Source organism: Dyella lutea (assembly GCF_024158035.1).
Lineage (GTDB): Bacteria > Pseudomonadota > Gammaproteobacteria > Xanthomonadales > Rhodanobacteraceae > Dyella_A > Dyella_A lutea.
In genome coordinates this window covers 1,599,066-1,619,619 of sequence record NZ_JAMZEK010000001.1, presented here as the reverse complement: position 1 = coordinate 1,619,619, position 20,554 = coordinate 1,599,066, and the positions used below count along the sequence as shown (strand labels likewise).

The 20,554-nt window shown below is 71.0% G+C and carries 16 protein-coding genes; 9 read left to right on the top strand and 7 right to left on the bottom strand.

Annotated elements, in window-relative coordinates; all coding sequences use genetic code 11:
* Positions 1 to 29: 29 nt before the first annotated feature.
* Both NC595_RS07100 and NC595_RS07095 read left to right on the top strand, forming a co-directional pair.
* On the top strand, positions 30 to 1,925 hold the full coding sequence (locus tag NC595_RS07100) for a putative bifunctional diguanylate cyclase/phosphodiesterase (RefSeq protein WP_253565638.1): 1,896 nt from the start codon (positions 30 to 32) through the stop codon (positions 1,923 to 1,925).
* A 51-nt stretch (positions 1,926 to 1,976) separates the two neighbouring features.
* Complete coding sequence (locus NC595_RS07095) at positions 1,977 to 2,924, top strand: CHAD domain-containing protein (protein ID WP_253565637.1); 948 nt, start codon at positions 1,977 to 1,979, stop codon at positions 2,922 to 2,924.
* A 79-nt stretch (positions 2,925 to 3,003) separates the two neighbouring features.
* Here NC595_RS07095 and NC595_RS07090 read toward each other — a convergent pair whose 3' ends face one another.
* The 7 genes from NC595_RS07090 to NC595_RS07060 form a co-directional block, all read right to left on the bottom strand.
* Complete coding sequence (locus NC595_RS07090) at positions 3,004 to 3,498, bottom strand: hypothetical protein (protein WP_253565636.1); 495 nt, start codon at positions 3,496 to 3,498, stop codon at positions 3,004 to 3,006.
* Positions 3,498 to 4,418 (bottom strand): hypothetical protein, encoded by a 921-nt coding sequence (locus tag NC595_RS07085; protein ID WP_253565635.1) that lies wholly within the window; start codon positions 4,416 to 4,418, stop codon positions 3,498 to 3,500. The genes NC595_RS07090 and NC595_RS07085 overlap by 1 nt, the downstream gene beginning before the upstream one ends.
* Positions 4,415 to 4,762, bottom strand: coding sequence for a PadR family transcriptional regulator (locus NC595_RS07080; protein WP_017463483.1), 348 nt, complete (start codon positions 4,760 to 4,762; stop codon positions 4,415 to 4,417). Before NC595_RS07080 ends, NC595_RS07085 begins: the two co-directional genes overlap by 4 nt.
* An 84-nt stretch (positions 4,763 to 4,846) precedes the next feature.
* Positions 4,847 to 6,697: a GGDEF domain-containing protein gene (locus NC595_RS07075; RefSeq protein WP_253565634.1), complete on the bottom strand. Its 1,851-nt coding sequence runs from the start codon at positions 6,695 to 6,697 to the stop codon at positions 4,847 to 4,849.
* Positions 6,663 to 8,282 (bottom strand): methyl-accepting chemotaxis protein, encoded by a 1,620-nt coding sequence (locus tag NC595_RS07070; protein ID WP_253565633.1) that lies wholly within the window; start codon positions 8,280 to 8,282, stop codon positions 6,663 to 6,665. Before NC595_RS07070 ends, NC595_RS07075 begins: the two co-directional genes overlap by 35 nt.
* Before the next feature lie 232 nt (positions 8,283 to 8,514).
* Positions 8,515 to 9,894 (bottom strand): ATP-binding protein, encoded by a 1,380-nt coding sequence (locus NC595_RS07065; RefSeq protein ID WP_253565632.1) that lies wholly within the window; start codon positions 9,892 to 9,894, stop codon positions 8,515 to 8,517.
* Positions 9,891 to 10,556 (bottom strand): response regulator, encoded by a 666-nt coding sequence (locus NC595_RS07060; RefSeq protein ID WP_253565631.1) that lies wholly within the window; start codon positions 10,554 to 10,556, stop codon positions 9,891 to 9,893. Before NC595_RS07060 ends, NC595_RS07065 begins: the two co-directional genes overlap by 4 nt.
* Positions 10,557 to 10,716: 160 nt before the next feature.
* On the opposite strand from NC595_RS07060, the gene NC595_RS07055 reads away from it, so the two are divergent.
* The 7 genes from NC595_RS07055 (at position 10,717) to NC595_RS07025 (ending at position 20,508) form a co-directional block, all read left to right on the top strand.
* Positions 10,717 to 12,102, top strand: coding sequence for a TolC family protein (locus NC595_RS07055; protein ID WP_253565630.1), 1,386 nt, complete (start codon positions 10,717 to 10,719; stop codon positions 12,100 to 12,102).
* Entirely contained in the window at positions 12,099 to 13,178 is a 1,080-nt protein-coding gene (locus tag NC595_RS07050; RefSeq protein WP_253565629.1) for an efflux RND transporter periplasmic adaptor subunit, read from the top strand. The genes NC595_RS07055 and NC595_RS07050 overlap by 4 nt, the downstream gene beginning before the upstream one ends.
* 14 nt (positions 13,179 to 13,192) lie before the next feature.
* On the top strand, positions 13,193 to 16,240 hold the full coding sequence (locus NC595_RS07045) for an efflux RND transporter permease subunit (RefSeq protein WP_256489005.1): 3,048 nt from the start codon (positions 13,193 to 13,195) through the stop codon (positions 16,238 to 16,240).
* A 28-nt stretch (positions 16,241 to 16,268) separates the two neighbouring features.
* Entirely contained in the window at positions 16,269 to 17,297 is a 1,029-nt protein-coding gene (locus NC595_RS07040) for a YncE family protein (protein ID WP_253565627.1), read from the top strand.
* A 160-nt stretch (positions 17,298 to 17,457) separates the two neighbouring features.
* Positions 17,458 to 18,165 (top strand): dienelactone hydrolase family protein, encoded by a 708-nt coding sequence (locus NC595_RS07035; protein ID WP_253565626.1) that lies wholly within the window; start codon positions 17,458 to 17,460, stop codon positions 18,163 to 18,165.
* 313 nt (positions 18,166 to 18,478) lie between these two features.
* Positions 18,479 to 19,681: a M23 family metallopeptidase gene (locus tag NC595_RS07030; protein WP_253565625.1), complete on the top strand. Its 1,203-nt coding sequence runs from the start codon at positions 18,479 to 18,481 to the stop codon at positions 19,679 to 19,681.
* Between the two features lie 95 nt (positions 19,682 to 19,776).
* A complete protein-coding gene (locus NC595_RS07025; RefSeq protein ID WP_253565624.1) occupies positions 19,777 to 20,508 on the top strand; it encodes a CDP-diacylglycerol diphosphatase in 732 nt (243 codons plus the stop codon).
* The last annotated feature ends 46 nt before the right edge of the window (positions 20,509 to 20,554 follow it).

Genomic DNA, 20,554 nt, shown 5'->3' with positions numbered 1-20,554 from the left:
ACCCTTTTCATCCCGGGAGCATCGAGTCAATGCGCAACAGCATGGAGACATTGGCCGAGCTGCAGCGGCAGCCAAGGTCGCTCGCGAAACGCTACTTCCTGCTCGGCCTGGCCTGGGTCGCGATTTCCGACTCCATCGCCATGACCCTGCCGCCGGGAGAGTGGGCAGACGTCTATCTCGCCTCCAAGGGCCTGCTGTTCGTGGTGCTGTCGGCGGTGCTCATCTACGGGCTGCAGCGCCGCGCCGTCGACCGCTTCCTGCAGAGTCGATCCCGACTGGATCGCCTCGAGCGCAGTTACTCCCGGCTGGTCGACAACCTGCCTTTGCCCTGTTTCGTGGTCCATCCGCAGCATGGCCACATCCTGGAGGCGAACCGGGCCGCCAACGACACCTACGGCATGCAGGCGCCGGCCGGGCGCATCCGTCGGCTGGCGGATCTGGATGCCGCTCCGCGCCAGGCGCTCCCGGATGCGCCTGGCGAGCAACTGGCCCGGCACCGGCGCGCCGACGGCAGCGACGCCGACGTGCGCCTGCTGAGCACGCGCCTGGGTCGCGAGGAGGGCGACGTGGACCTGGTGGTCTGCCTGGACATCACCGCGCAGCTCCACGAACAGGAACTGCAGCGCCTGCGCGCCGGCATCGATCCGCTGACCGGCCTGCCGACCCGCGGCGTGTTGCACGAACGGATCAGCCGGTCCATCCGCACGGCACCGGACGGCCACCGGATGGCCGTGCTGTTCGTCGACCTCGATCATTTCAAGCTGATCAACGACGTCCAGGGCCATCCGGCCGGCGATCGCCACCTGCGCGACATCGCCATGCGGATCGGCGCGTTCGCGGACCGCCACGTGAGCGTGGGCCGCTTCGGGGGCGACGAGTTCATCGTGGTGATGACCTGCCTGGACGACGACGACGCGCCGGTCAGGCTGGCACGCGACATCCGCGCCGCGGTCGCCGAAGCCGTCTGCACCGACGACTTCGGCGCCGCCGGCACGTGCAGCATCGGTATTGCATGGTGGCCCGAGCACGGAACGGATGCCGACACCCTGCTCAGTGCGGGCGATGCCGCGCTTGCCCACGCAAAGCAGAGCGGGCGCGACCGGATCGTCGCCTTCGATCCGAGCATGCGGCGCGCGGCAACCCGCTACGTATCGCTGGTACAGGGGCTGCGCCAGGCCCTGGCGACCGGTCGCATACGGTTCCGCTACCAGCCCCAGTACTGCCTCTCGACCGGTGAGGTGGTCGGCGTCGAGGCGCTGAGCACCTGGCACGAGCCCGATGGCTCGGAGGTCAAGGCCAGCGAGTTCATCCCGGTCGCCGAACGCAGCGGCCAGATCGTCGAACTCGGCCTGCTCGCCCTGCGCGAGTCGCTGGTGCAGCTTGGCGCGTGGAGCCGTGACGGCGCCTATCGCGGCCCGATCGCGGTCAACGTGTCGCCGGTGCAGTTGCGTCAACCCGGCTTCGTCGACCAGGTGCACGCTTCGATCATCGCATCGGGCCTGCGGATGGACCGGGTGGAACTGGAGATCACCGAGACGGTGGCGCTGCATCTGGACGAGGAGCTTCGCGCGAGCCTGATCCGGCTGGCCGCCATGGGCGTCACCATCGCCATCGACGATTTCGGTCGCGGCTACTCCAGCCTCTCGCACTTCAAGCGCCTGCCGATCGGCAAGGTGAAGATCGACGCTTCGTTCGTACGCAACGTGGACCGGCTGACCGACAGCCAGGCGATCGTCAGTTCGATGCTGCAGATGGCCGCCTCGCTGGGCATCGGCACCGTCGCCGAGGGCGTGGAGCGGATCGAGGAAGCGCGCTGGCTGCGTGACCATGGCTGCGACGCGGTGCAGGGGTATCTGCTCGGCCGTCCGGCCGCGGCCGACCGGCTCGACCTGGCGCGCAGCGGGGCGCTCGACCCGCCTGCCTGATCCCGCCCACTCCCCTGGAAACCGGCCTGCGGTGGCGCGGCGGCATGTCGCATGCCCGACGCGTTGGCGGGGGACGGCCCGGGGTGCACACTGGCGGTCCTGGCGGATGCCCACGCGTCGAATCCCATGCAGCGAGACAAGCACCGCAGCGTTCGCAGGCAAGGGGGCGTCGTCGACATCCGGCTCGAGGCGCCGGGCCCGCTGCTCGCGGCCGCCGCCGACCGCGAGTGTCGCCGGATCGTGCGTGCCCTGGCCGACACGCGCCACCGCCATCACGGCATCCATCGGGCGCGCAAGGCGATCCGCACGCTGCGCGCCCAGCTTGGCCTGCTGAAGCCTGCACTCGACCGGCCCGATCGCGAGCGCCTGCGCCGGATCGATGCGCGGCTGAAGCGGCTGTGCCGGAGCCTGTCGCCGCTGCGCGACGCGCATGTAGCCGCCGTCACGGCCAGCACGCTGCGCGGCGCGGTGACACCGGACGCTCGATCGGCGCTCGAAGCGGCACTGGTCCTCCGGCGCGACGAAGCTCTGGCAGACGCGTTGCACCAGGACCCCGGATTCCGCGACCGGCGCGAGGCCGCGGCAGCGATCCGCGCCGAGGTCGCCGCCCTGCCCTGGCACGCTCTGGGGGAGCGTGCCGCCAGGCGCGCACTCCGGCGCAGCCGCAAGCGTGTCGAGCGTGCGGAGCGCAAGGCCCGCCGCTTGCCCACGTCGCCGATGCGACACCGCTGGCGACGGCGCCTGCGTCGGCTGCGCCTGCAGTTGGAAGCGTTCGACGCAGCGCTGCCCGCCGGGCCCGATGCCGTGCCGGCACACACGCCCGGACACCACCCGCTGAAGCAGCAGACCGACCGTCTCGGCCACCTGCAGGACGTGCAGCTGATGTGCCGGCTGGCACGGCGGATCGCATCGGTGCGCAACGATCCGGTACTGCGCGCCGCCCTGGCCGCGGCGATACGCGAGGCACGCGCCGGTTTCGCCGCCGATCACCGCGGATGAGGGCCCCGCCCGCCCCCGGGTCACGGCGAGGCGTGCCGAGCCAGGAACGCCCCCAGCCATGCACGGGCCGTGAACCGGGCTAGTCCTGCAGCTCCCAGGCGCGGGTCCTGAAATCGAACGACCACACGGCGAACGGCATGTACGTCACCGCGTAGAAGAAGTGCGGCACCTGCCCCTGCTGCACGTAGCCGGCGAGGTCCAGCCTGGCGGCCAGACCGTCGCGCGACAGGCGGATTTCGGTGAGATCGTCGGGGTATCGATGATGGACGGCGTGGAAGTGCTCGATCTCCGCGACGATGGCGTCCGCATGGCTACGCGCCATCGCATGCCGCCAACCCTGGACAGCCGCCACCTCCAGCAACGCGGCCACCCACACCCCGAACACAGCGGCCAGGTGCGCTCGCGTTTCCGGCCTCCGGATGAACCGCAAAGCGGCGACGGGAAGCCAGATCAGCAGCCCCAGCACGACCACGTAGGCCATGAAACCGGCGTAGGGTGCCGACAGCAACGCAGCCGCCGGTGCCGCCATCGCGATCGGACCCCGAAGCGGGCGCAGGCGCTGCGCCCATCGCATCACGGTGTCCGGCGTCCCAGTGTCGACGACAGCCGCGGGGCACGCTGGCGTCGACGCAGCTTGACCACCAGGTCGATCGCCACGAACAGCATCACCAGCGCGATGCCGCCGCGTGCGCCCTGGTCGGTCGCCTCGGCCAGGAACATGCCGCCGGTGGCGGCCCACCAGCCGAGCAGCAACAACCAGGCCGCGCCGAAGGCGAGATCCAGCCGACGCAGGCGCACCGACCAGCGGCCCTGCGACAGCGCTCGTGCCATCACCGCAAAACTCCCGATCCACAGCGGCAGCACCAGCCAGGCCCGTCCGTGCAGGAAGGCCGGATCGAACGCGAGCACACCCGGCAGCGGCGGCGGCATGGCACCCACCAGCCACGGCAGGCTGGTCATGCCGGCCACGCCGACCGCGAAGCCGGCCAGCCCGAACGCCATCGCCCCGCGATGGACGCGTTCGGGATCCACCTGGTGCGGACTCCACGCCGGCTTCGGCAGGCCGCGCTGGCGCAGCCACGCCGCCAGCAGCGAGAGCATCACCATAAGGCCCGGCCACCACAGGGCACCCAGCCCCCAGCTCAGCCACCAGCGGGCGAACGACTCGCCACGGAACACGCCGGGCAGCGTGAGCGCCCACTGCAGGCCGACACCGACCAGCGCCATCCAGGCGAACGTGCGCGTCCCTTCGGCCGGCACAATGACCAGGCTCGGTGCGTGATAGCGTGCGGCGACTTCCGCCGGCGTACCGAAGCCGCGCAGCAGCTCCAGCACCATGGCGTCGTCGGCCGGCCGGCCCGCCTCGCGGGCGCGATCGTCGAGCATGTCGGCCAGCAGGCCACGCAGTTCCAGGTCAATGCCATCACGCGCGCCGCCGGGAACCCGGCGCATCACGTCGGCCAGGTAGGCGTCGATCACCTCGTTCGGATTCATGTCGTCCCTCCCTCCAGCAGTCCGGCCATGGTTCCCGCCAGGGCGTTCCATGAAGCCGTCAGTTCGGCGAGCAGGCGCTCGCCGGCGTCGTTGAGCCGGTAATAGCGGCGCGGCGGGCCATCCTCGATGCGCCACTCGGAGGCGAGCAGGCCCTGCCCCTCCAGCCGCCGCAGCAGCGGATACAGCGTCCCTTCCTCGATCGGCATGCCGCGAACGGCCAGCGCCTGGCGCAGCGAATAGCCGTACTGCACCTCCCGCAGCTGCGAGAGCACCGCCAGCACCAGGGCACCCCGCCGAAGTTCGAGTTCCAGCTTGGGCAGCGGATTGTCCTGCGGCTTGACCATGCGACACCTCGTAGCGTGTGACGCATCATACATAGAGTTACACAGTATGCAAGCGACGGCCGGCCCGACCGTCAGGCAGCCGGCTCAGGCGGCCGGATCGAGCAGTTCGCCGGGTACCGCGGCGAGCCGGTGGAAGCCGAGCCGGCCGCGCTTGGCGTGACGCTTGGCGCGGGCGGCCAGGGTGGCGATCAGCTCCGGGCGGCGGGGCGCCTGCGCCGGCACCTGCACCGCGCCGATCGATACCGTGGTGAGCGCGAAGAACTGACGCGCGCCGCGGCGATCCTCGCCCTCGATACCGCCCCGGGCGAGGTCTTCGTCATCGAACAGCGAGCGGGCGCGCTGGTTGAACTCGGCGATGATGTCCGTGCAGCGCGCCTCCCAGTCCCCGCTCTGGAACAGCACCATGAAATCGTCGCCGCCGATGTGGCCGACGAAGTCGTGGCGGGCGTCGATGCGCGCGGTGAGGATCGCCGCCAGCAGCCGGATCATCTCGTCGCCGCGGAAGTAGCCGTACTGGTCGTTGAACGGCTTGAAGTCGTTGAGATCGACATAGGCGGCCACGAACGGCCGCTGCTCTCGCATCAGCCGCTCGATGTGCTCGGTGACCGGGATGTTCCCGGGCAGGAAGGTCAGTGGATTGGCGTAGCGCGCCGCCTCGATGCGCTGCTCGGTGACCCGGCGCACCAGCGACTCGCCGGTGCCCAGGCCGAGGTAGCGCCCATCACGGGTGACGATGAAGCCGTCGGTGAGGTAGCGCTGGTCCTCGCCGCGCAGCACGTCGGTGAGGCTGTCCAGCGACTGCTGCTCGTCGCACAGCAGCGGCTCGGCGTGCATGAACACGGCGCACGGCTTGCGCCCGAACAGCTCGCGCGCGAACGGCTGCGCCATGCGCTCGGCGAATACGCGGCGGTTGATCAGGCCGACCGGGCGATCGTGCTCGGTCACCGCCACCGCGTGCAGCGATTCGTGCCGGGCGAACAGCGCCGCCACGTCGTCATTGAGCTGGCACGCGTCGAGGTGGGGCGCGGCGATCACCATGTGCCCGGCCTGCAGCGGTCGCTGCGTCACCGGTCCGCGCGGGCGCGGCGGCACCGGCACCGACTGGCTGCGGATCGCCTCGCGCGCCTCGTCGCGCACCTCGCCCACCAGGTGCGGCAACGGCAAGCCGAGCAGATAACCCTGCGCATAGGTGATGCCCAGCTCGCGCAGCATGCGCAGGTCCTCGGCCTGCTCCACGCCCTCGCCGACCAGCTCGGCACCGAGGGTCTCGGCGACGCTGCACAGCGCGCGCACGATGGCGAGTTTCTCCGCGCTGCGCGCCAGCCCGTTGACCAGGTAGCGATCGATCTTCACCGCCTCCGGATGCAGCTCGTTCCACATCTCGAAGTTGGAGTGGCCGTTGCCGAAATCGTCCAGCGCGATGCGCGCGCCGCGGGCGCGCAGGTAGCCCAGCGCGTGAGCCAGCTCGGCCGGGTCCTCGACGATGTCGCGTTCGGTGATTTCCACCGTGATGCGATCCAGCCCTACGCCGGCCCCCGCCAGCACGGCGATCACCTCGTCCGGTCGCAGGCCGCCATGCAGGATCGCCTGCGCGCTGAGGTTCACCAGCAGCCGGCCATGTCCGCCCTGCGCGGCGAACGCGCCGCACACGGTACGCGCGGCCAGCAGCTCGAACTCGCCCAGCCGCCCCTTGGCGCGCGCCAGGTCGAGCATGTCCAGCACGCTGAGGCCGCTGGCGGATTCGGCCGGGCGACTCAATCCCTCGTGGGCGACCACCGCCAGCGTGTCCAGCCGCACGATCGGCTGGAACACCGCGCGCAGACCGGCGCCGCCAGTGGCCTGGTCCAGCAGCGAACCACCGCGGTCATGGCCGGATGCGGGGTTCATCGCATCACCGACCTCAAGCCGCCATCTGGTCGACAGGGACTGCTGCATGTCGCGCTCCCGACACCGCTGCATCGTTGTCCGGCAGGTGGAAGAAATCCACGTCGCGAACCAGGGCGGTCACCGCCTCCAGCATCGCGCGGCTGGCCGCGGCGACCTGCTCGCCGAGCGCGGCGTTCTCCTGGGTCATCGCATCCATTGCGGCCACCGCCTGGCTGGCCGCGGCGATCTCCTCGGCCTGGCTGCGACCGGCGGCGAGGATCACCGTTACCGTTTCGGCCAAGCGCTCGACGCTGTGGCCGATGCTGTCGATCACCTCGCCGGTGCGGTTCACCCGCTCCAGACCGACACGCACCGCCTCCTCACTGTCGGTGACCAGGCCACGGATGTCGCGCGCGGCCTGGGAGCAGCGCTGGGCCAGCTCGCGCACTTCGCTGGCAACCACGCCGAAGCCCCTGCCGTGCTCGCCGGCACGCGCCGCCTCGACCGCCGCGTTGAGCGCGAGCAGCCGTGTCTGGAAAGCGACCTGGTCGATCAGGTCGAGCATCTCGCCGACACCGCGGCTGGTGGTCTCGATGGCCCCCATCGATCCGATCGCCTCGCCGACGGCGGTGCGGCCAAGCCCGGCCTGGGTCCGTGCCTCGACCACCGCGCGATCGGCCTGGATACCGTGTTCGCGATGTCCCGCAAGCGTGGCGGCGACGCGCGACATCGCGCCGGAGGTCTGCTCCAGCCGCATCGCCTGCAGTTCGGTGCGCTGGCTCAGTGCGTCGTTGCCGCCGGCCATGCTCAACGCACCCTGGTCGAGCTCGGCAGCGCGCCGGCGCACCCGGCGGACCACTTGCGCGAGCTGCCGGTCCATGCCCTTGAGGCCATGCAGCAGGCGGCCGATTTCGTCGTCGTGCCCGGGCTCGACCGGCACGCCCAGCGCACCCTCGGTGATCCGCGCGGCCACCTGCGTGGCCGCCGCCAGCCGACCGGTGAGCTGGCGCAGGATGCGCAGGTCCATCCACAGCGTGAGCCCCAGCGCCGCCAGCGCCACGATGATCAGCACGTACAGTCCGATGCGGTTGATCCGGTGCTGCGTGGCGGCGGCCTGGCCATCGTCCAGCGCCGCGGCGAACAGGTTGGAGAAGTCGCTCTTCAGCGGTCCATAGGCATCCTGCACGTCGTTGGACACCTTCAGCCGGCCCAGGTCGAACTGCTCGGCCTCGAGCAACTGCATGGTCTCGTCCACCGCCTGGTCGAACGCCGCACTGTGCGCGTCGACCAGCGCCAACGCCTTGTGCTGGCGGATACCGAAGCCGCTGTCCTCGAGCCGCTTGCGGTACCTGGCGATGTCCATGCGACGCGCCTTGATCTGCGTCCTGGCATCGTCCACCGACGAGGGCAGCTCGGTGAGCGCCGCATGGGTGAGCGTCTGCAGCACCTCGTTGGCGTCGTTCTGGATGCGCCCCAGCGCCGACACCGGCGCCAGCGTTTCGGACACCACGCCCTGCAGCCGGGCGTCCGACCGGCCGAGCAGCCCGGCCGAGATCGCCAGCACCAGCAGCAACAGCGCGACGGTGCCGGCGAGACGGGCGATCAGGCGGGCGCCGAACGAGGATAGCGAGGGAAGAGACAGGCGCGGAAGCATGGGATGGCCGGCAGTCGAGGACGTGCGCTTAGCGGCGGGCGACACCGGGAACTTGAGCGAAATTTCTTATATTTCTTTTTTATTTCAATGCGTTGCATTATTCGTGACAGGCCGCATGCATTCCTTCCGAAGCCGAAGCCGAAGCCGAAGCCGAAGCCGCGCAGCAACGCATCGCAGCCACGCGGCGCTGCATGCTCGCGCGGTCCGGCTGCATTTTTGTGACGCGGCGTGCTCAGCTGGCGGCGCGAGGCAGACTCACGCGCACGGACAGGCCGCGCCCCCAGGGGGCATCCAGCAGCTCGATGGTCGCGCCATGCAGCTCGGCCACCCGCTGCACGATGGACAGGCCCACGCCGTAACCCTCGTTGTGTCCGCCCGGTTCGCGGTGGAAGCGCGCGAACACCTCTGCGCGCCGCTCCGGCGGAATGCCCGGGCCGTCGTCGGTCACCTCGATCCGCACGGCGGTGCCGGCCTGCGCCAGCGCGAGCAGCACGTGGCCGCCCTCGGAGACGTGCCGCAGGGCGTTGTCGACCAGGTTGCGGATCAGCGCCAGCAGACCCGCGGAATAGCCGCTGACGCTCACCGGCACGTCGGGCACTTCCAGCGTCACGTCGACGTGGCGCTCGCCGATCATCGGCGCAAGCTCTTCGATCACCTCGCCGGCCAGCGGCACCAGGTCGACCGTCTCGCGCGGGCGGTCGACCACGCCGGCTTCCAGCCGGGCCAGCACCAGCAACTGCTCGACCCGTCGCGCCAGCCCGTTCAACGCCTGCTGCGCCTGGCCGAGCGCGGCATCCGCGTCGGCCGGGTCGGCGTTGCCGATCGCCCCCTCCACGCTGATCAGGCTGGTGGTCAGCGGGGTGCGCAGCTCGTGCGCCACGTCGGCGCTGAAGCGGCGCTCGCGCTCCAGCGCATCCTCCAGCCGCGCGAGCTGGGTGTTGAGCGCCTGCACCACCGGGCGCAGTTCGGTGGGGGCGGCCTCCAGCGCCACCGGCTCGCGGCTGCCCGGCGCGCGCGCGGCCAGGTTGTCGGCCAGCCGGTCCAGCGGTCGCAGGCCACGACGCACCGCCCAGCCCACCAGCAGGGCGATCAACGGCAGGCCGACCACCAGCAACAGGGCGTGGTCGAGCCACAGCGCGCGCAGGATGTCGTGACGGCTGTCGTAGCGTTCGCCGGCCACGATGCACGCCCCGGCCGGCACGTCGCAGGTGCGGTAGGTGCGCCAGCGATAGCCCAGCCACTCGATGTCGGCGAAACCGTCGGCGGTCGTCGCGTGCACCGGCAGGGTGGCGAAGTTGGCGGTGGCCAAACGCACCCGGCCGTCGTGATCGACCACCTGGAAGGCGACCTCGGACTCGAACGTATGGCGCGACTGCGGCAGCGTCGCCGGCGGCTGGCCGGGTGCCTGGGCGGCGCCGGCCAGCGCATCGATGCCGGCGCCACGCACCATCAGCTGCAGCACGTGCGCGGCCTGCGCCAGCCGGCCGTCGGCCAGTTCGTCCATCTCGCGCAGGGTGATGCGCATGCTGAACAGGCCCAGCGGCACCAGCACCGCCACCAGCGCACCGATCACCAGCCAGCGCAACCGCCAGCGCAGGCTCGACGGCTTCATGCCGGCTCCCGCGGCATCATGTAGCCGAAGCCGCGCACGGTCTGCACCGCGTCGGCGCCGAGTTTGCGGCGCAGCGAGTGCATCAGCACCTCCAGCGCGCCGCGCCCGACCGCGTTGTCGAAACCATAGATGGAGTTCTCCAGCGTCTCGCGCCGCACGATGTGGCCGGCGCGTTCCATCAGTGCCTGCAACAGGGCGAACTCGCGCCGGGTGAGGTCCAGGCGCTCGCCGCGATAGCTGACCTCCGCGGTGGCGAGGTCCATGCTGATCGCCCCCACCTCCAGCCGGTTCGCCGCCACGCCGTGGTGGCGGCGCGAGACCGAGCGGATCCGCGCGGCCAGCTCGTCGAGGTGGAACGGCTTGACCAGGTAGTCGTCGGCGCCTGCGTCCAGCCCACTGACGCGCGCCTCCACGCTGTCGCGAGCGGTCATCACGATCACCGGCGTGGCGACCTTCTGCCGGCGCGCCTCACGCAGCACCTCCAGCCCGTCGCGGCGCGGCAGGCCCAGGTCGAGCAGCACCAGGTCGGCGCTTCCGTCGGCGAGGCCGGCGATCGCCGACTGGCCGTCGCGCAGCCAGGTGACAGTGTAGGCGAGCCGCTCCAGCGCGCGCTGGATGGCGGCGCCCAGTTGCGGATCGTCCTCGACCAGAAGGATATGCACGCCTTGCCCTCGTCTGTCCCGCGCCGTTACGGCGATCCGGAGAACCATGCCGCATCAACCTTCGAACAAGCTTAACGCCGCCTCCGGCACCCGCCGGGCCGCTAAGGTGAACCGAAGCCAGGCCGGCTAGCGTGACCGCTTTCGACCGCGGACACCACGCATGCCCCGCTCCCCCTCCGCGCGACCGACGGCCTCCCGCCTGCCCTGGCTGCTGAGCGCCGCGCTGCTCGCCGGCTGCGCCAGCTATCACGCCCGACCGCTGCCGGATCAGGCCGGCGCGCGCCGTGCCGCCGACCTCGCCGCACCGGCGCCGCCGTCCTGGCTGCCGGCACATCGTTTCGATCCCTCCGACGGCCTGGACGTCACCGAGGTGGCCACGCTGGCGGTCGCCAACAACCCGGACCTGCGCACCCAGCGCGATGCGCTCGGTGTCGCGCGGGCCCAGGCCTTCGACGCCGGCCTGCTGCCGGATCCGCAACTCGGCGCCGGCATGGATTTCCCGCGGCACAGTGGCCCGGGCCTGACCAGCGCCTTCAACCTCGGGCTGAGCGCCGATGTCACCTCGCTGCTGCTGCGCTCATCGCGCGTCGCGGCGGCCCGCCAGCAGGCCCGGCAGGTGAACCTGGATCTGCTCTGGGCCGAATGGCAGACCGTGGCGCAATCGCGCCTGCTGTTCGACCAGGTGCAGGCATTGCGCGCCAGGCAGCGCGAGCTCGACGCCGAACAGCGCGCACTGACGCCGCTGGACGCGCACGTACAGGCCGCCCTGCGCGCCGGCAATCTCACCCACGACCAGGCCAGCAGCGGACTGAACGCGCTGGCCGACGTGCGCCAGCAGCGCGCCGACAACGCGCTGGCGCTGCACCAGGCCGAAGCCGACCTGCACCAGTTGCTGGGCCTGTCGCCGGAAGCTCCCCTTTCGCTGGTCGGTACCGGCTACGACGCCATGCCGACCACGGCACAGGTCGATGCCGCACTGACCACGCTGCCGCAGCGACGCCCCGACCTGCTCGCGCTGCAGGCCGGCTACGCGGCACAGGAAGCCTCCTTACGGGAAGCGATCCGCGCGCAGTTCCCGGCCATCACGCTGGGGGTGAACACCGCGCGCGACACCAGCGCCATCTACACCAACGGCTTCAGCGTCGGCATCAGCCTGCCTCTGTTCAACCGCAACCGGGGCAACATCGCCATCGCCAGGGCCACTCGCGAGCAGCTGCGCGACGACTACCGCAGCCGCCTGCTCGCCGCGCACGGCGACATCCGCCACCTGCAGGCCGACCTGGCCACGCTGGATGCCCGACTGGCCACGCTGGCCGTCCATGCACAGGCGCTCGACGCCGCCCGCCGAGCGGCCGAGGCAGCCTGGGCACGCGGCGACCTCGACTGGCCGACCTACCTCAGCCTGCGCAGCAACGCGCTGGCTGCCGACCTCGCCCTGATCGACCTGCGCCAGCAGCGCGGCACCGACGCCATTGCGCTCGAAGCCCTGCTGGGCAACACCGACCTGGCCTCCTCTCCCGCCGACCGCAAGGCCGCGACACCATGACCTCCAAGCTCCCCTCGCTCCGTCCCCTGCTGCTCGTCTCGCCGCTGCTGCTGACCGCCCTGCTCGCGGCCTGCGGCGGCGGGTCCGGTGGCGACGACGATGGCGCCGCCCCCAGTGAAAAGGGCGTGGTCGCCGTGCAGACGGTGAAGCCCACGCGCGCCGCCTTCCACGCCACGGTGGAAGCCTGGGGCCGCGCTGTGGCCGATCCTGCCCGCAGCCGCACCCTCAGCCTGGGCCACGGCGGCCAGGTCGAGGCACTGGCGGTGGCCCCGGGCCAGCGCGTGAAGCACGGCCAGGCCCTGCTGACGATCGCCCCGGATCCGGCCGCCCGCGCCGCGGTGGCGCAGGCGCAGAGTGCACTGACCCTCGCGAAGAACGAGCTGGATCGCACCACGCAGCTCGCCGCCCAGCAACTCGCCACGCAGTCGCAACTCGCTGCCGCGCGCAAGAACCTCGCCGATGCCGAGGCGACCCTGCAGGCGCAGCAGGCACTCGGCGGCGGCTCGGCACGCGAGACGCTGACCGCGCCGTCCGACGGCGTGGTCACCACCCTCGCGGTGGCGCGCGGCGAGCGCTTCGCCGCCAATGCGCCGCTGCTCGGGTTTGCGCCCGACCACGCGCTGATCGCCGAACTCGGCGTGCCGCCGGTCGAGGGGCGGCGGCTGCATGCTGGCCAGGCTGTGGTGCTGGACGACGTCTACGGAGACCACACGAAGCTCACCGGCAAACTCCTGGTGGTGGGCCGGGCGGTCGATCCGCAGTCGCGCCTGCTGCCGCTGCGCGCCTCGATGCCGGCCGACGCCACACTGGCCGACGGCACCGAGCTGCATGCGCGCATCCAGGTGTCGGACATCAGCGCCTGGTCGGTACCGCGCGCGGCCGTGCTGCACGACGACCACGGCGACTACCTGTTCCAGATGGAGGGCGACAAGGCACACCGCGTGGACGTCACCCTGAGCAGTCCCGACGGTGACCCGGTGGGCGTCGACGGCCCGCTCGACGCCAAGGCCAAGGTGATCGTGCAGGGCGTGTACGAACTGGCCGACGGCGACCGCGTGCAGGAGGCCGGCAAGTGAACCTGTCGCTGTGGATGCAGCGCCATCGCCGCTCATTGCTGTTCCTCGCCCTGATGCTCGCGCTCGGCGGCATAGCCAGCGCTTTCCTGATGCCGGTGGCGCTGTTCCCGAACGTGGCGTTCCCGCGCATCCAGGTCACCCTGGACGCCGGCGACCGGCCGGCCGACCAGATGGCGATCGAGGTCACCACGCCGGTGGAAGAAGCCGTGCGCCGCGTGCGCGGCGTGCGCGACGTGCGTTCGACCACCAGCCGCGGCAGCGCCGACATTGCGGTGCGCTTCGACTGGGGCGCGGACATGGCGCGCGCGCTGCAGGAGGTAAACGCGGCGGCCGGCCAGATCCTGCCACAGCTGCCGCCGGGCACCCGGCTCAGCACCCGCCGCATGGACCCGACCACGTTCCCGGTGCTGGCCTACAGCCTGCGCTCGCACACGCTCTCGCCCAGCCAGCTGCATGACCTGGCCGAATACCAGCTGCGCCCGCTGCTCAGCGGCATCAACGGCGTGGCCCAGGTCGGCGTGCAGGGCGGCGAGGTGGCCGAGTTCCATGCCGACGTCAATCCGGACAAGCTGCGCGCCTTCCACCTCAGCCTGGACGAAGTCACCCGGGCGGTAGCGCAGGCCGCCACGATCGACGCGATGGGCCGCGTGTCCGATCACTACAAGCTGTTCCTGCTGTTGGGCAACAACCAGCCGCGCACGGTGCAGGCGCTGGAGCACGTGGTGCTACGCGCCGGCCCCTCCGGCGTGGTGCGGCTGAGCGACGTGGCGACGGTGCGGCTCGACCACGTGCCGCAGTGGATCAAGGTCAACGCCGATGGCCAGAACGCGGTACTGCTGCAGGTCTACCAGCAGCCGGACGGCAACAGCGTGCAGATCGCCAGGGACGTGCGGCAGCGACTGGCCGACTTCGCGCCGCAGATGCCGGCCGGCGTCACCGTGGCCAACTGGTACGACCAGACCCAGCTGGTCACCAACGCCGCCGGCAGCGTGCGCGACGCGATCCTGATCGGCGTGGTGCTGGCCGGGCTGGTGCTGTTCGTGTTCCTGCGCAACACCCGGGTGATCCTGGTTGCGATGATCGTGGTGCCGGCGGTGCTGGCGATCACCGTGCTGCTGCTGCGCGTGCTGGGCATGAGCTTCAACATGATGACGCTCGGCGGCATGGCCGCGGCGGTCGGCCTGATCATCGACGACGTGATCGTGATGCTCGAGCACATCATGCGCCGGCTTGGCGGCGGCACCGAGGAATCGCAGGTGCACGAGCGCATCGCCGGCGCGGCGTGGGAGTTCACCCGACCGCTGACCGGTTCCAGCGCGGCCACGGTGGTGATCTTCCTGCCGCTGGCCTTCCTCTCCGGCGTCACCGGCGCGTTCTTCAAGGCGCTGTCGCTGACCATGGCCAGCGCGCTGATCATTTCCTACCTGCTGACCTGGATCGCCGTGCCGCTGCTGGCCGAGCGCTTCCTCGACCGCAAGCACCGCGACGAGCCGCCACCGAGCCGCTTCGGGCGGCGCATCATGGCCGGTTACGAGCGTACGCTGGCCGCGTGGCTGAAGCGCCCGATCCTGCTGCTGTTGCTGGTGGTGCCGCTGCTGGCGCTGGGCACGCTGGCCTACACGCGGGTCGGCACCGGCTTCATGCCGCAGATGGACGAGGGCGGCTTCATCCTCGACTACATTTCGCCGCCCGGCACCTCGCTGGAAGAGACCGACCGCCTGCTGCGCCAGGTGGAGACGATCATCCGCGCCAACCCCTACGTCGACACCTACTCCCGCCGCACCGGCCTGCAGCTCGGCGGCGGCCTCACCGAGGCCAACGAGGGCGATTTCTTCGTGCGGCTGAAGAACGGCTCGCGCCCCAGTACCGAGACGGTGATGACACAGGTGCGCCAGCAGGTGGAGGCGAAGGTGCCCGGCCTGGACATCGAGCTGTCGCAGCTGATGGAAGACCTGATCGGCGACCTGGTGGCCGTGCCGCAACCGATCGAGGTGCAGCTGTACGGCGAGGATCCGAAGCAGTTGAACGACACCGCCGGCAAGGTGGCCGCGCTGATCGGCAAGATCCCCGGCGTGGTCGGCGTGCGCAACGGCATCAACCCTGCCGGCGACGCGCTGGAGATCCACGTCGATCCCGCGCGTGCCGCACTGGCCGGGCTGGATCCGGCCGGCGTGGTGGCGCAGGTCAACGCCGCGGTGGACGGCACCGTGGCGGCGCAACTTCCAGCCGACGGCAAGGTGGTCGGCGTGCGCGTGCGGCTGGACCACAGCGCCCGGCGTGATGTCGGGGCCATCGACTCGCTGCCGATCCGCGCCGCGGACGGCCACCACCTGCCGCTGTCGCAGCTGGCCACGATCACCCCGGTGCAGGGCCAGCCGCAGATCACCCGCGACAACCTCAAGCGCATGGTCGCGGTCACCGGCCGCATTAGCGGTCGCAGCCTGGGCTCGGCGATCGCCGACGTGAAAGCCGCGCTGGCCAGGCCGGGCGTGCTGCCGAAAGGCATGTTCTACCAGCTCGGCGGCGTCTACCGGCAGCAGCAACAGGCGTTCCGTGGCCTGACCATCGTGATGGTCGCCGCGATCGCGCTGGTGTTCACCCTGCTGCTGTTCCTCTACGAGAGCTTCCGCGTGGCGCTGGCGATCATGGCGATGCCGCTGCTGGCGCTGCCGGCGGTGTTCATCGGGCTGTGGCTGACCGGCATCGAGCTGAACATCTCCTCGATGATGGGCATGACGATGATCGTCGGCATCGTCACCGAGGTGGCGATCTTCTACTTCTCCGAGCTGCAACAGGCCGAGGCCGACGAGACCGCAGGGCGACTGCCGCTGCACGATGCACTGCACCGCGCCGGCAAGCACCGCACCCGGCCGATCCTGATGTCGACGCTGGCGGCGATCCTCACCCTGTTGCCGCTGGCGCTGGCGATCGGCCAGGGCTCGCAGATGCAGCAGCCGCTGGCCATCGCGATCATTGCCGGCATGCTGCTGCAGTTACCCCTTGTATTGCTGGTGATGCCGGTGCTGTACGCGCTGCTGCAGCGCCGGCGCACGTCGCCCTGACCCGCTCCGCCGCCCGAGGAAACCGACCATGTCCACGCTTCCACGTACCGCCCTTGCCATGCTGCTTGCCGGCGTCATCGCGCCGGCCTTCGCCACCGGCACCGCCAGCACCCAGCCCCTGCATGTCGTCGGTCGTCTCGCCCTGGGCGGTCCCGGCGGCTGGGACTACCTCGCGGTGGACGCACCGCATCACCACCTGTTCGTCAGCCGCGGCGACCGCGTGATGGTGGTCGACACGACCACCGGCAAGCTGGCCGGCACCATCCCCGGCACCAGCGGTGTGCACGGCATCGCCTTCGATCCGGCGCGCCGGGAAGGCTTCACCAGCGACGGCCGCGCCGCCGCGGTCACCGTCTTCGACCTCGATTCGCTGAAGGTGCTGGCGACGATCCGCGGCACCGGCGAGAACCCCGACGCGATCGCCTTCGATGCCGCCTCCGGCCACGTGTTCACGCTCAACGGCCGCAGCCGTTCGGCCAGCGTGATCGATCCGGCCAGGCGCGCCGTGGTCGCCACCATCGCCCTGCCCGGCAAGCCCGAGTTCGCGGCGGCCGACGGCAAGGGCCACCTGTACGTCAACATCGAGGACAAGTCGGAGCTGGCCGAGATCGACACCGGCAGCGACAAGCTGCTGCGCACCTGGTCGCTGGCGCCGTGCGAGTCGCCCAGCGGCCTGGCCTTCGACGCCGCGCACCGTCGTGCCTTCTCGGTCTGCGACAACCGCGTGATGGCGGTGTCCGACGTCGACAAGGGCGCCGTGGTGACCACCGTGCCGATCGGCGAGGGCCCGGATGCCGCCGCCTTCGATCCGTCCACCGGCACGGTCTACAGCTCCAACGGCGAGAGCGGCACGCTGACCGTGGTGCATCAGGTCGATGCCGACCACTACACCGTGGCCGCCACCGTGCCGACGCAGAAGAGCGCGCGCACCATGGCGCTGGACCCGACCACGCAGCGCATCTACCTGTCCGCCGCCACGCTGGGCAGCCAGCGCAACGCGCGCGGCTGGCCGATGGCGGTGCCGGGCAGCTTCGTGGTGCTGGAACTGGCGCACTGAGGCCACGCGTGGGCGGGCGCGCATCCGATATGCTGGGCGGGTCGTAGGTTTGCGGCCGCGATGACGGCCCCGCCCCGGCGTCGGGCCGCATCGCATGCGCGGGGCGCCGCACGCGCCCCGCCCAACCCCATCTCTCCCGATCAACCAGCGAGGCATCGCCATGACGACTCATTCCGGATCCACGGTCACCTTCAAGCGCCCCGACGGCAAGGACGTGCAGGGCTACCTGGCCACGCCAGCCCACGCCGAGGGTGCGCCCGCCATCGTGGTGATCCAGGAGTGGTGGGGCCTCAACGACCAGATCCGCGGCGTCGCCGACCGCCTCGCGCGCTGCGGCTACCTCGCGCTGGTGCCGGACCTGTACCGCGGCAAGAGCACGGTGGAACAGGAAGAGGCTCACCACCTGATGGAAGGCCTGAACTTCGCCGACGCCGCCACGCAGGACATCGCCGGCGCAGTCGCCTTCCTGCGCCAGCGTGCGGGCAAGGTCGGCATCACCGGCTTCTGCATGGGCGGCGCGCTGACCCTGCTGGCGATGGGCCAGGGCGTGGCGGTCGACGCCGGTGCCGCCTGGTACGGCATGCCGCCGCTGGAGTACATCGACGCCGGCAAGATCACCGCACCGGTGCTCGGCCACTGGGCCACGCAGGACGAGTTCTTCGCCATCGACAACGTCGACAAGCTGGAGGCGAAGCTGAAGGAGGCCGGCGTGAGCACCGAGTTCCACCGCTACCTGGCGCATCACGCCTTCGCCAACGAAGAGGCCGTCGGCCCCGGCCGCATCGCCGCCACGCAGTACGACGCGGTGTGGGCCGCGCAGGCCTGGGACCGCACGCTGACCTTCTTCGGCCGCACGCTCTGGGCCTGATCAGTTCTTCCACGCACGACGGAGACGGCCCGGGAGGCGCCTTCCCGGGCCGCCGCTTTTTGCGGCATCGACACGCCGCACACATTTCGCAGGATGCTGCGCCGGATCGGGGGAACACCGCCGCCGCCGCGCTGTCCCATCTGCCGCTTGCCCGCCTGCGGACCGCATGCGTGGCCCCGGGGCATCTGCAACCCGAATCATCCCGCTGCGATGGCAGCGCACCGTTCTGCGGTCCGTCGTCACGGCACGCGCAGCGGCCGCCGCTTGGCGGGATGACGATCGGACCGGCAACGACAAGCAGACGAGGATGTGGATGAGGCGATGGCTCCTGGCGTGTTCCCTGTGGTTGATGTGTGTCGCCGCCGTGCCGGCCCATCCCGTCGAAACCTCCTGCACTTCCCACCATCACGACATCCGTCCGGGTGATACCGCGGTGGCGCTGGCGCGCCGCGACGGCGTGGACGCGCATGCCTTCGCCAACTGGCTGGCCCATGCGGGCGATGCCGAACGCCGCGCGCTGCGGAGCATGCGTCCCGGCGATCATCTGGAGCTGTGCGTCGCCCGGGTCGACGGTCACCCCACCACGATCGACCGCCTGCGCGTGCAGTCCGATCGCGCCGGGAGACGCCGGGCTGCGCAGGAACCGACCGTGGCGAGCCTGGTCGGCATCCGCGCATCGGTAGTCACCGTGCCGCTGGCCGGCGGCAGCACCACCGCCCGGCATCCGCTGCGATCGCAGGTAACCGTCACCGAACCGCTGCCGTCGGCGACCCACCTGGCCGGCGCGCTGGCCGCCGTGGTCGGCCGGCGTCCGGTGGTGGAGGCCCTGGCCGCCTACGCCCACCATGTCTGGCACCTGCCCAGGACCCTGCCGAAGGACAGTCACTACCGCCTGGCGATGCTGGAGGATCCGCACCATGGGGCGGGCCACCGGCTGGCGATGGTGGCGCTGGAGGCGCACGGCCACACGTGGCGGGCGTATCACTACATCGATGCCAAGGGGCACGACTACGTCGTCAGCGACCGCGGCCGCGGCTTCGAAGTGCTGCGCCCCCGCCATCCGGTCAACCACGCGCGGATCTCCTCCGGCTGGGGCTGGCGCATCCAGCCGGTGCTGGGCGGACGCGAGTTCCATCGCGGCATCGACTACGCCGCCCCCATCGGCACCCCGGTGCATGCGGCGATGGACGGCACCGTCAGCCTGTGCGACTGGCACGGCGGCTACGGCCGGGTGGTGGAGATCCGTCATGCCCATGGGCTGCGCACACGCTACGGGCACCTCAGCCGCTTCGCCGCGCGGCTGCACCCGGGCAGCCGGGTGCACAAGGGCCAGGTGATCGGCTACGTCGGCAGCACCGGGCTGTCGACCGGGCCCCACCTTTACTACGAGATCTGGGAACATGGCGTCCGCGTCGACCCCCTGCGCCACGCTCCACTGACCGTGGCCGCCCGGCTCGACACCCACCAGCGCAAACGCCTCCGCCACCTCATCGCCAGCGTCCAGCAGACTTCGTGACCTCCTTAGCCTCCCGCCTCGTGTTCGCCCCTCTTGTCCTCGCCTTCGGGCTGATCGCGACAGCGCAGGCGCAAGCTCAGGCTGGAGCGGCAACGGTGCCGCAGGCCGATTGGAAGGCCACGCATCACGAGGATCCGGACGCTCTCTGGAAGATCGTCCACGACCACTGCGCCCCCGCGGCAGCCAGCGGCGTCTATCCGCCCTCGCCCTGCGCCGCCGTGCACCAGGGGCCGGGCGGCTACGCCGTACTGAAGGACCGCCACGGCGCCTACCAGTACCTGGTGCTGCCGCTGGCCCGCACGCAGGGCATCGAGAGCCCGGAACTGATCCGGCCCGACGCGCCCAACTACCTCGCTGCGGCCTGGCGCGCGCGGCTTTACGTTGAAGCCGCGCTGGGCATGGCGCAGCCGCGCGAGGTGCTTGGCCTGGTGGTGAACTCGCCAGAAGGCCGCTCACAGAACCAGCTGCACATCCACGTCGACTGCATGCGCCGCGACGTGCGCGATGCGCTCGCCCGCCAGTTGCGGCACATCTCCTCCCGCTGGCGCTGGCTGCCGGTCGGACTGCCGCCGCACGGCCACCGCTACATGGCGCGCTGGGTGGATGGCACCGAGCTGCACGTCAATCCGTTCGCCGACCTCGCCCGCGCCCTGCCCGCCGGCGACCGCATGGACATGCACGGGCTGGCCGTGGTCGGCGCCTCGCGCGGCCCGGCCCGACCGGGCTTCATCCTGCTCAGCGACCGCATCGGCCCGGACGACCGCGCCAACGCCGAAGAGCTGCAGGATGTCGACTGCACCATGGCGCGTCGCCCGCCGCCGCTCTGATCGGCATTACACGCAGGCAACCCACGCCGCGATCATCCGCAACGCA

Coding starts and splice junctions, on each gene's coding strand:
- NC595_RS07100 (WP_253565638.1), top strand. CDS start 30: ATGCGCAACAGCATGGAGACATTGGCCGAGCTGCAGCGGCAGCCAAGG.
- NC595_RS07065 (WP_253565632.1), bottom strand. CDS start 9,894: ATGAAGCCGTCGAGCCTGCGCTGGCGGTTGCGCTGGCTGGTGATCGGT.
- NC595_RS07095 (WP_253565637.1), top strand. CDS start 1,977: ATGCCCGACGCGTTGGCGGGGGACGGCCCGGGGTGCACACTGGCGGTC.
- NC595_RS07040 (WP_253565627.1), top strand. CDS start 16,269: ATGTCCACGCTTCCACGTACCGCCCTTGCCATGCTGCTTGCCGGCGTC.
- NC595_RS07085 (WP_253565635.1), bottom strand. CDS start 4,418: ATGAATCCGAACGAGGTGATCGACGCCTACCTGGCCGACGTGATGCGC.
- NC595_RS07080 (WP_017463483.1), bottom strand. CDS start 4,762: ATGGTCAAGCCGCAGGACAATCCGCTGCCCAAGCTGGAACTCGAACTT.
- NC595_RS07050 (WP_253565629.1), top strand. CDS start 12,099: ATGACCTCCAAGCTCCCCTCGCTCCGTCCCCTGCTGCTCGTCTCGCCG.
- NC595_RS07055 (WP_253565630.1), top strand. CDS start 10,717: ATGCCCCGCTCCCCCTCCGCGCGACCGACGGCCTCCCGCCTGCCCTGG.
- NC595_RS07070 (WP_253565633.1), bottom strand. CDS start 8,282: ATGCTTCCGCGCCTGTCTCTTCCCTCGCTATCCTCGTTCGGCGCCCGC.
- NC595_RS07075 (WP_253565634.1), bottom strand. CDS start 6,697: ATGCAGCAGTCCCTGTCGACCAGATGGCGGCTTGAGGTCGGTGATGCG.
- NC595_RS07045 (WP_256489005.1), top strand. CDS start 13,193: ATGCAGCGCCATCGCCGCTCATTGCTGTTCCTCGCCCTGATGCTCGCG.
- NC595_RS07090 (WP_253565636.1), bottom strand. CDS start 3,498: ATGCGATGGGCGCAGCGCCTGCGCCCGCTTCGGGGTCCGATCGCGATG.
- NC595_RS07030 (WP_253565625.1), top strand. CDS start 18,479: ATGAGGCGATGGCTCCTGGCGTGTTCCCTGTGGTTGATGTGTGTCGCC.
- NC595_RS07035 (WP_253565626.1), top strand. CDS start 17,458: ATGACGACTCATTCCGGATCCACGGTCACCTTCAAGCGCCCCGACGGC.